Source organism: Loktanella salsilacus (genome assembly GCF_024206795.1).
Classification (GTDB): domain Bacteria; phylum Pseudomonadota; class Alphaproteobacteria; order Rhodobacterales; family Rhodobacteraceae; genus Loktanella; species Loktanella salsilacus.
In genome coordinates this window covers 225,005-238,728 of sequence record NZ_CP072994.1, presented here as the reverse complement: position 1 = coordinate 238,728, position 13,724 = coordinate 225,005, and the positions used below count along the sequence as shown (strand labels likewise).

The window sequence follows — 13,724 nt, the reverse complement described above, 5'->3', positions numbered from 1 at the left end:
CCGCGTTATTCCTTGAGCGTCGTCAGATAGGCGACGACGTCTTCGATCTGTTGTGCGCTCAGCAGTGGCGGCAGTGGTTCTGTGCCTGCCTTGCCAGTGTAGGCGTCGCCGGGGCGGATATAGCCGTTGACCTTGTAAAAGGCGGGCATGACCGTTTCCGGGAACGTCATCTTGGCGTTTGCCACGATGCCGCGCAGCTGGGATTCATCCCAGCGATCCGCTGCACCGTCCAAAGACGGGCCGACATTGCCTTGAAACGTAGCCTCGAGCGCGGTGACCTGATGACAGGCCACACAGTTCCCGATGCTGCGTTCTGACATCACCTCTTTGCCGGCGGCCGCATCGCCCGGAACACCGGACAAGGACGCGGCAATTGCACCGTATTCATCAAAGCTGACGTCGAGTGGTGCCACCTCTTGCGCGGCAGCAGTCGTAGCAAGGCATACCCCTGCGATGGCTGTAAGCGTGCGGTTCATGACACCTCCCCTGCATGTTCGCATTCCGTTGCATACAGGGTAGACCGGTGTGACAGCATAACGCAATTACAAATTACAATTCTTGAATGTTTCTGCAGTGCGGCATAGTCAAGTCGCTGGGATCATTCAGGAAAGGCACCCGCCTCGATCATGCGGGCATGGTATTTTTGGAACGGCTCGTCGCTGTCGTAGCCATGATTCTTGACCCAGTTCAGCATATTGAAGGTCGTAAATTTGCCAAAAGCACCTGGTACGGTGGCGACAGCGGCCTGCACGGCGGTGACATCGTCCGGGACAGATTCGGGCATAAACATCATGGTTGGGGTGAACATCATATTCCACCGCGCGATCATGTCCTTTTCCGGCAGCACGGTGCCGTCAAAGTCCGTGACGTCAAGATCGCCAAACATGTTGAGCTGCACCACATAATAGTCGTCGGTCAGCAGCTTTTCGATGACCGGCAGCACGAAAACCTCCTCGTGCATTTTGCTGCAATAGATGCAGCCGCGTTGCTCGATGATGACCATCAGGCGCTTGCCCTCGGCACCCGCGTCGGCCAGATCCTCGCGCAGGTCCTTGAAGGTGTCGATGATCCACGGTGCCTTGTGCAGCCCATCGTCGCCAACCGTGGCGGACATGACGGGCGCAGCAACAAGAGCCAGCGCAAGCGTGAGTGATTTCAGCATCTTATCCTCCCTTTAGCCAAGGGATCCGGCACCGGGAATGGTGTCGATCATCCATTGGGCAATGACATTTATGGAATTGGTAACGATCAAAATGGCGAAGATAATCAGCATGATCCCCATCGCCTTTTCGACATAACCCATGGCGGCGCGGTGCCGTTGCACCCAGCCCAGAAAGGGCTTTGCAAATAGCGCGGCCACCACAAATGGGGCGGTCATGCCGACACCGTAGACGGCCAGCAACAACGCGCCGCGCCAGATGTCGCCCATGCCGCTTGCGATCATCAGGATCGCCGCCAACGCTGGCCCGACGCAGGGCGTCCAGCCGAAACCAAAGGCAAGGCCCATAACGTAGGCCCCGACAACAGTCGTCGGCTCGACTTTGCTTTCAACGCGCGCTTCGCGGTACAAAAACGGGACGCGGACCACACCAAGGAAATGCAGACCAAACACGAACAGCACCGCCGCCGCGACATAGCTAAGAGGCTGCTTCCACTGACCAAAGGCTTGGCCTACCGCCGTTGCCCCCATGCCAAGCAGCATGAAAATCGTCGTGACGCCCAGCGCAAAGAACACGGCCTGCAGCACCAATCGGCCCTGCGCACCGGGGGCAATTTCATCGTCGCCGCGCAGTTCTGACATGGAAATTCCGGCCATGTAGCACAGATAGAACGGCACCATCGGTAAGATGCAGGGCGTAAAGAACGACAGCAAGCCTGCGAATGCGGCCCCAAGGTATGTCATATCGAACACGCGTACGTTCCTTGAGTTATTCACATATTCAAATTATGAGTTATGTAATGCATTCCGTCAATCGCCGTGGAAGGTTGCGACTATGATCACACTTCGCACTGCGCTTGGCGCGATGATGCTCTTGGCCGGCACCCCCGCCGCGGCGCAGGACACCGGACCCGCGATGGAATTGGTGATGGTCGAACAGGCTGGCTGCCAGTGGTGCGCCCGGTGGAACGCCGAAATCGGGCCGATCTATCCCAAAACGCCAGAAGCCGCTTTAGCACCACTGCGGCGCATTGATCTGCGCGACCCGGTGCCGGACGATCTGACCCTTGCCCGGCCCGTGGTCTTTACGCCGACCTTTGTGCTGATCGCCGCGGGCACGGAAGTGAACCGTATCGAAGGCTATCCGGGGCCTGATTTTTTCTGGGGTCTGCTGGACAGCATGTTCGCGGACGCTGGCAGTGAAGTGATCAATTAGACGCATGACGCGGCGATCTTCATGCACTAAAGGTCTTGTGACCAAAAATGACTTAGAACAATAGGCTGGCCTGTGGGTATTCCGATCATTGATGACAGCATCCGGGGTGAAGACCTCGACAAGATGATGAAGAACGCCACCGAGGCGGCGAATTTTCTTAAGGCGATCAGCCACGAGGGGCGGCTGATGATCCTGTGTCACTTGGCCAGCGGCGAGAAATCCGTGACGGAACTAGAGGCGTTGCTCTCTGCCCGGCAGGCCGCTGTGTCGCAACAGCTGGCACGCTTGCGGCTAGAAGGATTCGTCGTACCGCGCCGTGACGGCAAAACGATTTTCTATAGCCTTGCAGACGACCGGTCCCGTCAGGTGATCGATCTGGTCTACGATCTGTTCTGCAGCCGCGACTAGGCACTGCCCATTCCGGCAGCGTCAGTGCCTGCACAACTTGGTCTTGGCCTGTCCCAGCGCGCATCGCGCGGCTGATTTAGATCAAAGCAATTGCGCATCAAACGCCTATCGTAGTGTCATCGGGTAGCGCCCCTTCAGGTCATGCCACCTGAACGGCCCCCGCTCTACGAAAGGTTTTGTCTTGAACCCGGCACCGACAGTCACACCAGCCACCGCTGTGGTCCCGCCGCAACCGCCGCATCAGGTCCCTGCCGTGATCAAAGCGGCCCCTGCCCCGCGCCGCTGGTGGCGATGGATCAGCGGCTTTGTGGTCGCTGTCGGCTTGTCGGCCCTTGCGTATATTACGCTTTGGCCTGCCCCCCCGCCACTGGTCGCGGTTGAGGTCGCAGCGCTTGCCCCCGTGACGCGCATCCTTGCGGTCAACGGCCGGGTTGCGGCGGTCAGACCGGTCGACGTGCGGTCCGTCGCCAGTGGCAATTTGACAGAGCTTATGGTGGCCGAAGGCGACATCGTAGCAGCAGGTCAACCGCTGGCACAGGTCGACACCGCCGCGCAGAACACCGTTTTGCGCCAAGCGGTCGCGGGCCTAGACGCCGCCTTGGTTGCCCAAACCGAAGCAACGGAAACCTATGCTCGCGCCAAGGCGCTTGGCACCAACATCGCCCGCGCCGTGCTAGAGGCGGACGCCCGCGCTGTGCAGTCCGCAGATCAAGAGGTTGCGCGTCAAACCGCCCTGCTTGATCAGGCGCAGGTGGCATTGAACAATCTGACGATCCGTGCGCCGATCGCGGGTAGCGTGCTGCAACTGCAGGTCGAGGCGGGACAGATCGTTGGCCCCACCCTTCCGCTACTGACCCTTGCCGATCTGGGCGACATCGTGGTCGCGGCGGACGTGGATGAAGCGTATGCCACGCAGATCGCCTTGCAGCAGACTGCGCATTTGCAGCTCGCTGGCGAAAGCGAAGTGCGCGATGGCCATGTCAGCTTTGTCTCTGACCGGGTGGACGTCACCACCGGCGGGCTTGCGATTAAGATGACATTTGATGCCCCGACTAAGGCCCCCATCGGCCTGACCGTGGTGGCCAATATCGTCGTTGACCAGCGGGACGCCGCGCTGACGGTTCCGCGCACGGCGTTGGCAGGCGGTGATGTTTATGTTGTCACCGACGGCAAGGCCGCACGCCGCGCCCTGTCTGTCGTGGACTGGCCCGCAGATCGGCTGATCGCCACATCCGGCCTTGCGGTGGGTGACGTTGTCATCACGGATGCCAGCGGTGTCACTGACGGACAATCCGTTACGGTGGCGACCCCCTGATGCGCTATGCCATCAAGATCGCAGCGCGGTATCTGACGGCCAGCAAGGCGCAGACCGCGCTTTTGGTGCTAGGCGTCGCTGTCGGCGTTTTCATTTTTATCTTTATGTCCGCGCTAATTGGCGGGTTGGCGGAATTCATCCTGTCGCGCACCGTGGGCGACATCCCCCACATCACCATCACGGCAGAGGATACCGATCCCCCGCTTCTGGTGACGCCGCCGGGGCATGTCCTGCTTGCGTCAGAACGCGGCAGCACCCGCACTGCAACGCTATCGCAGGCCGCCACTTGGGCCCCTTTGATTGCCACCGTGCCGGGCGTCATAGCCGTTTCCCCGCAAATCACCGGGGCCGGTTTTTTAACACGCGGCGCGCAGGTGTCGCAGGTCAGCGTGACGGGGGTAGAGCCGGGACTGGAATCCGCGATCCTGAACCTTGCCGGCTATACGGTCGCGGGGTCCGAAAGGCTGGGCGCTGGCGTCATCGTGCTGGGACGCGACCTGACGGATGATCTGGATTTGTCCGTCGGTCAGGTTCTGCGACTGCAAACGGCGCAGGGCGCGACGGCTTTACTGACGCTCGGCGGGATCTATCAGACGGGCAACGGAAGCATGGACGGCGCGCGCGCCTTCGTCAGCCTGTCCACCGCCCGCTCGCTTTTTGGTCTGCCGCAGGGGGCCACGCGGATCGAGATTAAACTGACCGACCTGAACGCAGCGGATGCCACAGCGCTGCGCATTCAAGCGCTAACCGGATTGGACGCCGTGCCTTGGACCGACGGTGCTGCGCAACTGATGGAGGCGCTGGCCGCGCAGGCACAGACGGGATATTTCCTGAAGACCTTCGCGCTGATCACCATCGTCATCGGCGTCGCCTCGGCGCTGCTGTTGTCGACCTATCGCCGCAGGCCGGAAATCGGGATCATGCGGGCGATGGGCGCTTCGCGCGGCTTTGTCGTCTTTGTTTTTGTCACCCAAGGGGCGCTGATCGGCTTGATGGGCGGCCTGACGGGCGCAGGCCTTGGTTATCTGGCGCTTTTGCCGTTTCCGACGCGCGACGCGTTTCGATCCGGCACTTTGCCGATGGACATCACGCAGGGCAGCTATGGCCTTGCCATTCTGCTGACCGTCATCGGTGCCATCGCCGCGTCTATCCTGCCTGCGCGGTCCGCCGCGCGCGTCGATCCCGTAACGGCCATCGGCCAATGAGCGCCCTGCTAGAGGTCCGCGATCTGGTCAAGACCTACGGGTCCGGCGATGCCGCAACCCACGTCCTGCGCGGTCTGACGCTGGCGCTGGAAAAGGGCGAAATGGCGGCCCTGCTGGGCGCGTCGGGATCGGGGAAAAGCACGCTGTTGACGATCCTTGGCACGTTGATGCAGCCGACATCGGGCAGCTATACCATGCTGGGGCAGGACTTGCTGGCCGCTGGTGACGCGCAGTTAACGCAGTTCCGCAACAAGCACATCGGGTTCGTTTTTCAATTCCACAACCTGCTGCCAGACTTTACCGCGCTGGAAAATGTTCTGTTTCCCACCGCCGTCCGCGAGGGCCGGGAAACGGCCGCCGCCCGGACCCGCGGGCGCGATCTACTGGCGCGTATGGGGCTAGCGGACCGGATCGACTTTCCCACGGCCAATCTGTCGGGCGGGCAGAAACAGCGGGTCGCCGTCGCGCGCGCGTTGATGAACGCGCCAGAGCTGGTCTTAGCGGACGAGCCAACGGGCAATCTTGACCGCGCATCGGCGATGCAAGTCATGGCGCTGATCGCGCAGATCAATGCAGAGGAAGGTACGACCTTCCTGATCTCGACCCATGACGACACCATCGCCGGGCTGTGCCGCCGCCGGGTTTTGGTAAAAGACGGGGTGGTGACTGGCTAAAACCGAACGCCTTGCAGGGTTACGTCGTGGCTGGCGCTGTCCAAACACTGGGCGAAATGCGCAGTGCCCGCAGCGCGTTAAGGATGACCGCGACATCAATAAGCTCTTGCGCGACAGCCCCCTGCACCGGCGTCAAATACCCAAGGGCCGCAACGACCATGCCTGCGACAGACAGGCCGATCCCGACGGCGACGCTTTGCACTGCGATCTGGCGGGCCTTTTGTGCAATCTCAATCCCCGGCAGCAGGCGGTCAAGGTTGTCGACCAGCAGTACGACATCAGCCGCTTCGGCCGACGCTGCGGCGCCGCGCGCGCCCATGGCAACGCCGATGTCCGCAGCCGCCAATGCGGGGGCGTCGTTCACACCGTCACCGACCATCATCACGCGCCCCGTCTGATGTTCGGCCACGACCAGCGCGACCTTGCGATCCGGTGTCAGATCGGCGTGGACCGCGTCCAGTTGCAACCCTTGCGTCACCGCATCGGCCACGGCGCGGCGGTCACCGGTGGCCAGCAGGATGCGACCAACGCCAAGGCCGCGCAGCCCGGCCAGCAGCTGCGCCGTGCCGGGGCGCAGGGCATCGGCCATCACCAGATAGCCGCCTGGTTTGCCGTCCACGCCCAGCGCCACGATAACCGAACCAGCCATTGCCGCGTCGGTGCCAGCAGAGCCGACCTTTGCGGCGACAAAATCCGCCCCGCCCACAACGACGCGGCGACCATCGACCGTGCCAGCGACGCCTTCGCCGGGGGTTTCCACAATGGACTGCGGCACCGGTAAATTCGCGCCGCCCGCCTTGGCTGCGGCGACAATCGCCTGCGCGATCGGGTGTTGCGACGCCTGATCAAGAGCGGCTGCAAAATACAGAACCTCGTCCTGCGTCAGTGCGCCCTGCGCGGTGACCGACACGATCTGAGGCCGCCCGTCTGTCAGCGTGCCGGTCTTATCAAGGATCAACGTCGTGATGCGGGCCAATGCCTCTAGCGGGCCGGCACCTTTGATCAAAACGCCAAAATGCGCAGCTCGTGACAGGCCAGCCACCAGCGCGACTGGCACAGCCAGAATAAGCGGGCACGGCGTCGCGATCACCAAAACAGCGACAGCGCGGATCGGATCGCCTGTGAACCACCATGCAGCCATCGCAAGCGTGACCGTGACGACAAGGAACATCAGCGACCAGCGGTCGGCCAGCCGGGACATGGGTGCCTTAGACGCCTGCGCCGCCTCGACAAGTCGCACGATCCCCGCAAAGGTACTTTGCGCAGCGGCCCGCGTGACCTGCAGGTCAAAGGCATCGCCCGCATTGGTCGCGCCGCTCATCACCTCTTGCCCGGACGTCACGCGCACGGGCATCGACTCTCCGGTCAGGGCGGATAGGTCCAGCATCGCGCTGTCACTGGTTATGGTGCCGTCGACGGGGGCCACATCACCCTGACGGATCAGCAACATGTCCCCCGGCGCGATGACGTCCAGCGGCACGTCTTCCAAGCTGCCATCGCGATACCGGGCAGCCGTGCGCGGCACGCGCGATAGCAGGGCAGACATCTCGCGCCGGGCGCGGCCTTGGGCGAAATGCTCTAGAACCGTGCCGCCAGCGTACATCAGCGCGACGACGGCGGCGGCAAGGGTTTCGCCAAAGAGCAGCGCCGCTGACATGGACAGGGCCGCGACGATATCTAGCCCGACTTCGCCCTTTAAAAGGCTGCGCAGGATGTCGATCACGAGCACTGCAAGCACGGGGCAAACGCCCAGCGCCCAGACGATGTTCGCCGTATCCACCCTGCCCGACAGCCACAACACGCTGCCCGTGATCAGGCCAAGCGCAGCGATAATCAGCAATGCGGTGACAAGGCGGTCTTGCGGGGCAGATTTCATAAGATACCGCTTTTGTTTAGGGCACTGCGAGGACGACGTTTCATGCGGCTTTGACGTACCCTAGACTGGGAAATTGTCGAAGGGTTCCTCGTTCTCGTCGTCCGGTTTATCCGCAAGCCACGCTTCTGCCCTGGCGGTGTCTGCCAATGCAAAGCCCTTGATGCTGATCATCGGGATCATCGCGCCCTCAAATTCGGCAGCGGTGCGCAGCCAGGGGCTGTCGGTGAGGACCGCGCATTTATCAAAGCGGGTCAGAAGTGACAGCAGGTTGGGCATGCGCGCGATTTCAGCGGTGATCGCGCCCAGCGTCGGCATTTCAAAATCCTGCACAGTATAAAGCATCTGGCCGTGGGTGACGTCCGCTGACTGCGCAATCAGATCATCAAGGGCTTCGCCCATTTCGGCCGTATCAAGAAGGCCAGACAAGACGATGTCGACCCTGTTCGGACTTGGTTTTGTAACAGTCATCATCGGCGGCACTCCCTGTTTCAATACCGTCATAATGCGCCAATTCAGCGGCGTTGGAGTTGATTCAGGTCAATATAATGCAGGTTTTCAGAACCGCCGCCGATGTGCGAGCAGAGGCGGCAGATCCGCCAGTCGCTAAAGCTTAACCCTCTGTTTTCAGCCTGCACCACACAGCATCATGGTCCGACAGGGGGCGTCCGGTTTGATCTTGCGCGGGGATAAGCGCTGTTTCCAATGGCACAGCGCCGCGTAGGGCAAACCAATCAAGCTTCATCTGGCGGTCCGGGTGCGGGGTAATCAGGCTGGCGCGGGTGGTCAGGCCATCGGGTGTCGCGGACCAGTCGTAACCGCGCGCAATTGCACGTTCGAACAGCGGCTCTGCACGCCAGTCAAAATCCGGCGGCATGTGGTTGCCGGTATTTAAGTCCCCGCCGATCACTACGGGCAGACCGGGGGCAAAGGCGTCGATGGCGTCTATCAGCAGGTCAAATTGCTGCGCGCGGTGGGCACCATTCGCGTTGCTTTCAAGGTGGGTCGACACGGCGCAGACCGCGCCCGTAGCGGTCGGTACAATAGCGAGCAAAGCCATTCGCCCGCCAACGCGGGGCTGGTTCGGGTCGGCGTCACGCTCATCCGAGGCGAACCAATGACCATGGTCGTCCAGCCGGACCAGCGTGACCCGCTCGAACGGCACCCGGCTTAGGATCGCATTGCCGTGCCACCCGCACGCGTTGAAATCATCGGTGCAAAAATGACGCTCTGTGGGGCCACCAAGGTCGAGTTCATGAAACTCCACCCCGAAGGCATAGGTCATGCCCAGCGCGCCGGCCATGTCCGCCGTGGTGTGGCGTTGGCTGGTGCGGGCCATGCCGTGATCGACCTCTGACAACAGCACGATGTCAGGGGCGTAGGGGCGCAGCAGGTCGGCGCTGGCCTGCGGGAACAGGCAGCGTTCGACGTTCCACGCGGCGACGGACAGCGTGTCTGGCAGGGACGCGGCGCTTGCCGTGCCGCCGCATTGCACCGCATTCATCGCCGGGATCGCCTGCATCAAGGCGCGGTGGCCTACGGCGGTGCGCGGGCTGGACAGAATGGCGGTGCGCTCTTGTGCTGTGACCAGCGGCAGCGCGGGCAAGGTCGCGATCACAGCCGTTCCCCCGTTCCGGCGTCAAAGAGCGACACAGCGCCCGGCTTTAGCGCGGCGCGAAAAGGCCCGGTCGTGGCGGGGCTGTCTTTTCCGACATGAACGCTCAGCTGTTGGCCCGCCAATGTGCCGTGCAACAGGCGGTGTGCACCGAGTTCTTCGACGATGGCGATATCGAGGGTCAGCGGGCCATTGGCGTCGGCGACAATATCCTCTGGCCGGATGCCAACGGTGACCGGCCCCGGGGCTACGGGCGCGTCTGTCATGACCGTATGATCGCCAACACGTGCGGCACCGCCAGCGATCTGGCCGTCCAACAAGTTCATTGGCGGCGCCCCCATAAACGACGCGACAAAGGTCGTTGCGGGGGTGTGATAGATTTCCGCGGGGGTGCCGATTTGTTCGATCCGGCCTGCATTCATCACGATGATGCGGTCGGCCATGGTCATCGCCTCGACCTGATCGTGGGTGACATAAATGCTGGTGACGCCAAGGCGGCGTTGCAGGGCCTTGATTTCAATACGCATCTGGTTGCGCAGCTTGGCATCAAGGTTCGACAGCGGCTCGTCAAACAGGAACAGCGCGGGGTCACGCACAATGGCGCGGCCCATGGCGACGCGTTGGCGCTGGCCACCGGACAGCTGGCTGGGCTTGCGGTCAAGATAGTCGTCAAGGTTCAGCAGGGCTGATGCTTCTGCCACCTTTGCGGCGATGACATCCTTGGGGATTTTGCGGTTCTGCAAACCATAGCCGATGTTCTTGCGCACGGTCATATGCGGGTAAAGCGCATAGTTCTGGAACACCATCGCGATATCGCGGTCAGCGGGGTCGAGCGTATTGACCACGCGCCCCGCAATTTCCAGCGTGCCGTCAGAGATATCCTCGAGCCCCGCAATCATGCGCAGCATCGTGGATTTACCGCAGCCCGACGGGCCGACCAGCACGACGAATTCGCCGGGGGTTATGGCATAGCTGGCCGGTTTGACGGCCTCAAAACCGTTAGCATAAACCTTGCGCAAGGCGGTCAGTGTGACGTGAGACATGGGTGTGGTCCTTACTTGTCGGATTCAGTCAGGCCTTTGACGAACCAACTTTGGAAGAAAATGACGATCATAACGGGGGGCAGGATCGCGATCAGGGCGAGCATATTGGCGCGGCCGTATTCGGGGATCTGGTTGCCTTCCAGCATCTGGGTGATTTGCTTGATCCCGCGGACAAGGGTGAACATCCCCTCTTCTGTCGTGACCATGGTGGGCCAAAGGTATTGGTTCCAGCCGTAGACAAACATGATGATGAACATCGCCGCGATCATGGTGCGCGACAGCGGGATCAGGATGTCAAAGAAGAACCGCACGGGCCCGGCACCGTCGATGCGCGCGGCCTCGACCAGCTCCTCTGGTATCGACCGGAAGTATTGGCGGAAAAAGAATGTCGCGGTGGCCGAAGCGATCAGCGGGATGATCAGGCCCTGATAGGTGTTCAGCATCCCCAGTCGCTGCACAACTTCGTAGGACGGCAGAATGCGCACTTCGAGCGGCAGAAGCAGCGTGGTAAAGATGATCCAGAACGCGAGCGAGGCATAGCGCATGCGGAAGTAAACGATCGCATAGGCAGCAAGCATGCCGACAAAAATCTTGCCGAAGGCAAAGCCGATGCCAAGGATGAACGAGTTCATCAGCATCCGCGTACCGGTGTTGATGCCGGAAAAGCCGTCGGCCTGAAACATCGCCTTTTCAAAGTTGGGCACCCATTGGTCGCCAATCGACAGGCTTGGCCCGGTCTTCATATTAATCAGATCGGGCATAGAGGTCATCTGCACCAGCATCAGCACTGGCACGATCATCAGCAGTGATCCGGCGATCAGAATGGCGTGGTCCACCACCGTGGACAGCCGCAGGCGGCGTTTGTGAGTTGTCATCTGCACTGTCCTTCAGGTGTAATGGATGCGGCGTTCGATCATGCGGAACTGGAACACGGTCAGCGCCAGAACCAGCACCATCAGCACCACAGATTGCGCAGACGATCCGCCAAGATCGTTGCCGCGAAAGCCGTCGACATAGACCTTGTAGACCAGCGTCATCGGGTTGTTGCCCGGCTGCCCCTTTAGCACCGTGTCGATCACGCCGAAGGTGTCGAACATCGCGTAGGTGATATTGGTGATCAGCAGGAAAAACCCAGTTGGGGCCAACAGCGGAAAGGTAATGTCCCAGAACCGACCTGTGGCAGAACGGTTGTCGATCAACGCCGCCTCGCGCACTGATTTCGGGATCGATTGCAGGCCAGACAGGAAGAAGATGAAATTGACCGGCACCTGTTTCCAGATCGACACGGCGATCATTGCAAAGGCGGTATCGAAGTAGTTCACGCCCAATTTGAAGTCCCAGCCGAACAGCGCAAAGAATTCCTTGAGCGGCCCCCAGCTTTGATTAAACAGGATCAGACCGATCACGCCGGCCACGGGCGGGGCGACGGCATAGACCCACATCAGCAGCGTGCGATAGGTCTTAGCCCCCCGAATGACCTTGTCGGCCTTAACCGCAAGCAGCAGCGCGATGCTAAGCGATCCGAAGGTGACGATCAGCGTAAAGAACACCGTGAACCACGCGGCGCGGCTATAGGCGGCGGATGTCAGCAGGGATGTGAAGTTTGAAAGCCCGACAAAGGTTTCACCGAACCCGAAGGGGTCTTGGAGGTAAAACGAAGATCGCAGCGCGTGGGCTGCGGGCCAGTAAAAGAAGATCGCGATGACTGCCAATTGAGGCAGCAAAAGCATGGCTGGCAGCCATGCTGAGGTAAATCCGGCACGTTTCATGAGACATTTCCAAAGGGGTGCCGAAGGCCGCAGGGGGCCTTCGGCGATTTTTCGTGATTAGCCTTGGGTCTGGGCGAACTTCGCCAGCAGCTCGTTCGACTCGGCCTCGATCGCGGTGAAAGCGTCGTCGACGCTGGTATCACCGGCCAGGATGCGGCCAAATTCGCGGTTCATCACGTCGCGGATCTGCACGTAAAAGCCCATGCGATAGCCTTTGGTGTGCTCGCCTGCGGGCAGCGACAGCTGCTCGATGCCAACTTCAGCAGCAGGCAGTTCGTCATAGTAGCCTTCAGCCTTGGCCATCTCGTAGGCGGCGGTGGTGACCGGGACGTAACCGGTTTCCTTGTGCCACATGACCTGCGTTTCAGGCGATGTCAGGTACTGAAAGAACGCAGCGGTTGCGGCGTTTTCCGCGTCAGACTTGCCGGACATGGCGAAGAGCGCCGCGCCGCCGATGAAGGTCTGCTTTGGCTCTGTCGTGACAGATTCCCAGTACGGCAAAACAGTTGCCGAAAAATCGAACGGCAGGTCCAGCTTGCTTAGCCCCCCGAAGGAACCCGAAGAGCCCATCCAGATCGCGACTTTACCTTCTTCAAACGGCTTTTGGTTGTCGTTCCAAGCGGCACCATACCACTCGTAGAAACCCGCATCGCGCCATTCCTTGACCTTGTTCCAGTGCATTTTCAGCTCTGGCGAATTCACCAAAATCTGGGTGTCCAGACCGGTGTAGCCGTTGTCGTTCGTGGCAAACGGCAGATCATGACGGGACATAAAGTTTTCGACCCAGATCCACGGGGAGTGGGACTGCGCCAGCGGGATATAGCCCGCCTCGACCAGCGCGGGGGCGGTCACGGTTTCGAATTCTTCGTAGCTCTTGGGCGGGGTAACGCCAGCAGCTTCCAGCGCCTGCACGTTATAATACATGATGGGCGAGGAAGAGTTGAACGGCATGCCGATCATCTTGTCTTCGCTATCGGCGTAGAAGTAGCGCACGCCGGAAATGTAGTCTTCGATATTAAAATCAACGCCATTGTCGATCAACAGATCCTGCACCGGAATGGTCGCGCCTTGGGCGGCGATCACGGTAGCAGCGCCAGCGTCAAAGACCTGCAGGATGTTCGGCTGCTCGCCCGCGCGGAAGGCGGCGATGCCAGCGGTCAAGGCTTCTTCGTAGGTGCCCTTGAACACGGGGGTGATGACATAGTCGGACTGGCTGGCGTTAAAGTCGGTCGCGATCTGGTTGACCGTGTCGCCCAGCGCGCCGCCCATGGCATGCCACCAGCTGATTTCGGTCTGGGCGGATGCGGCATTGGCAAAAAGTGCCAGCGCAGCGGCCGAGGCGAGTGAAATTCGGGTCATGTGTTAGCTCCGGTCTTTTGTATGCCCATGCTGGGCACGTGCAATAACGCAGCGGCCCCCGCGGGCACCGGCTGCGCCGTATTTTGGA

The 13,724-nt window shown here is 60.9% G+C and carries 15 protein-coding genes; 5 read left to right on the top strand and 10 right to left on the bottom strand.

The annotated features are described in order from the left end of the window. Positions 1-5 precede the first annotated feature (5 nt). The 3 genes from soxX to KBW81_RS01245 form a co-directional block, all read right to left on the bottom strand. On the bottom strand, positions 6-476 hold the full coding sequence (gene soxX, locus KBW81_RS01255; protein WP_090189594.1) for a sulfur oxidation c-type cytochrome SoxX: 471 nt from the start codon (positions 474-476) through the stop codon (positions 6-8). Positions 477-598: 122 nt separating this feature from the next. Beyond that, positions 599-1,162, bottom strand: coding sequence for a thioredoxin family protein (locus KBW81_RS01250; protein WP_254248049.1), 564 nt, complete (start codon positions 1,160-1,162; stop codon positions 599-601). A 12-nt stretch (positions 1,163-1,174) separates the two neighbouring features. Further along, positions 1,175-1,912, bottom strand: a complete 738-nt coding sequence (locus KBW81_RS01245; RefSeq protein ID WP_254248048.1) for a cytochrome c biogenesis CcdA family protein — start codon at positions 1,910-1,912, stop codon at positions 1,175-1,177. A gap of 82 nt (positions 1,913-1,994) precedes the next feature. On the opposite strand from KBW81_RS01245, the gene KBW81_RS01240 reads away from it, so the two are divergent. The 5 genes from KBW81_RS01240 (at position 1,995) to KBW81_RS01220 (ending at position 5,977) form a co-directional block, all read left to right on the top strand. After that, on the top strand, positions 1,995-2,375 hold the full coding sequence (locus tag KBW81_RS01240) for a hypothetical protein (protein ID WP_411914371.1): 381 nt from the start codon (positions 1,995-1,997) through the stop codon (positions 2,373-2,375). A gap of 72 nt (positions 2,376-2,447) precedes the next feature. Beyond that, a complete protein-coding gene (locus KBW81_RS01235) occupies positions 2,448-2,783 on the top strand; it encodes an ArsR/SmtB family transcription factor (RefSeq protein WP_245754219.1) in 336 nt (111 codons plus the stop codon). Positions 2,784-2,964: 181 nt separating this feature from the next. Further along, positions 2,965-4,098 carry an efflux RND transporter periplasmic adaptor subunit gene (locus tag KBW81_RS01230; RefSeq protein ID WP_254248047.1) on the top strand — a complete coding sequence of 378 codons (1,134 nt, stop codon included), beginning with the start codon at positions 2,965-2,967 and terminating at the stop codon, positions 4,096-4,098. Continuing rightward, the gene (locus KBW81_RS01225; RefSeq protein WP_254248046.1) at positions 4,098-5,303 is read left to right on the top strand and encodes an ABC transporter permease; all 1,206 of its coding nucleotides are present in this window, start codon (positions 4,098-4,100) and stop codon (positions 5,301-5,303) included. Before KBW81_RS01230 ends, KBW81_RS01225 begins: the two co-directional genes overlap by 1 nt. Then, positions 5,300-5,977 carry an ABC transporter ATP-binding protein gene (locus tag KBW81_RS01220; RefSeq protein WP_254248045.1) on the top strand — a complete coding sequence of 226 codons (678 nt, stop codon included), beginning with the start codon at positions 5,300-5,302 and terminating at the stop codon, positions 5,975-5,977. Before KBW81_RS01225 ends, KBW81_RS01220 begins: the two co-directional genes overlap by 4 nt. Positions 5,978-5,996: 19 nt before the next feature. Here KBW81_RS01220 and KBW81_RS01215 read toward each other — a convergent pair whose 3' ends face one another. The 7 genes from KBW81_RS01215 to KBW81_RS01185 all read right to left on the bottom strand — a co-directional run bounded on the left by KBW81_RS01215 (position 5,997) and on the right by KBW81_RS01185 (position 13,636). Next, positions 5,997-7,853 (bottom strand): heavy metal translocating P-type ATPase, encoded by a 1,857-nt coding sequence (locus KBW81_RS01215; protein WP_254248044.1) that lies wholly within the window; start codon positions 7,851-7,853, stop codon positions 5,997-5,999. A 60-nt stretch (positions 7,854-7,913) separates the two neighbouring features. Beyond that, a complete protein-coding gene (locus tag KBW81_RS01210) occupies positions 7,914-8,324 on the bottom strand; it encodes a SpoIIAA family protein (protein ID WP_090189607.1) in 411 nt (136 codons plus the stop codon). A 139-nt stretch (positions 8,325-8,463) separates the two neighbouring features. Continuing rightward, positions 8,464-9,468 (bottom strand): endonuclease/exonuclease/phosphatase family protein, encoded by a 1,005-nt coding sequence (locus KBW81_RS01205; protein ID WP_254248043.1) that lies wholly within the window; start codon positions 9,466-9,468, stop codon positions 8,464-8,466. Further along, complete coding sequence (locus KBW81_RS01200) at positions 9,465-10,508, bottom strand: ABC transporter ATP-binding protein (protein WP_254248042.1); 1,044 nt, start codon at positions 10,506-10,508, stop codon at positions 9,465-9,467. Before KBW81_RS01200 ends, KBW81_RS01205 begins: the two co-directional genes overlap by 4 nt. Positions 10,509-10,519: 11 nt before the next feature. After that, on the bottom strand, positions 10,520-11,383 hold the full coding sequence (locus KBW81_RS01195; protein WP_090189612.1) for an ABC transporter permease subunit: 864 nt from the start codon (positions 11,381-11,383) through the stop codon (positions 10,520-10,522). A gap of 12 nt (positions 11,384-11,395) precedes the next feature. Then, positions 11,396-12,277: an ABC transporter permease subunit gene (locus KBW81_RS01190; RefSeq protein WP_254248041.1), complete on the bottom strand. Its 882-nt coding sequence runs from the start codon at positions 12,275-12,277 to the stop codon at positions 11,396-11,398. Positions 12,278-12,334: 57 nt separating this feature from the next. Next, positions 12,335-13,636 (bottom strand): extracellular solute-binding protein, encoded by a 1,302-nt coding sequence (locus KBW81_RS01185; protein WP_254248040.1) that lies wholly within the window; start codon positions 13,634-13,636, stop codon positions 12,335-12,337. Positions 13,637-13,724: the final 88 nt, after the last annotated feature.

Coding starts and splice junctions, on each gene's coding strand:
- soxX (WP_090189594.1), bottom strand. CDS start 476: ATGAACCGCACGCTTACAGCCATCGCAGGGGTATGCCTTGCTACGACT.
- KBW81_RS01250 (WP_254248049.1), bottom strand. CDS start 1,162: ATGCTGAAATCACTCACGCTTGCGCTGGCTCTTGTTGCTGCGCCCGTC.
- KBW81_RS01240 (WP_411914371.1), top strand. CDS start 1,995: ATGATCACACTTCGCACTGCGCTTGGCGCGATGATGCTCTTGGCCGGC.
- KBW81_RS01225 (WP_254248046.1), top strand. CDS start 4,098: ATGCGCTATGCCATCAAGATCGCAGCGCGGTATCTGACGGCCAGCAAG.
- KBW81_RS01220 (WP_254248045.1), top strand. CDS start 5,300: ATGAGCGCCCTGCTAGAGGTCCGCGATCTGGTCAAGACCTACGGGTCC.
- KBW81_RS01215 (WP_254248044.1), bottom strand. CDS start 7,853: ATGAAATCTGCCCCGCAAGACCGCCTTGTCACCGCATTGCTGATTATC.
- KBW81_RS01210 (WP_090189607.1), bottom strand. CDS start 8,324: ATGATGACTGTTACAAAACCAAGTCCGAACAGGGTCGACATCGTCTTG.
- KBW81_RS01200 (WP_254248042.1), bottom strand. CDS start 10,508: ATGTCTCACGTCACACTGACCGCCTTGCGCAAGGTTTATGCTAACGGT.
- KBW81_RS01195 (WP_090189612.1), bottom strand. CDS start 11,383: ATGACAACTCACAAACGCCGCCTGCGGCTGTCCACGGTGGTGGACCAC.
- KBW81_RS01190 (WP_254248041.1), bottom strand. CDS start 12,277: ATGAAACGTGCCGGATTTACCTCAGCATGGCTGCCAGCCATGCTTTTG.
- KBW81_RS01185 (WP_254248040.1), bottom strand. CDS start 13,636: ATGACCCGAATTTCACTCGCCTCGGCCGCTGCGCTGGCACTTTTTGCC.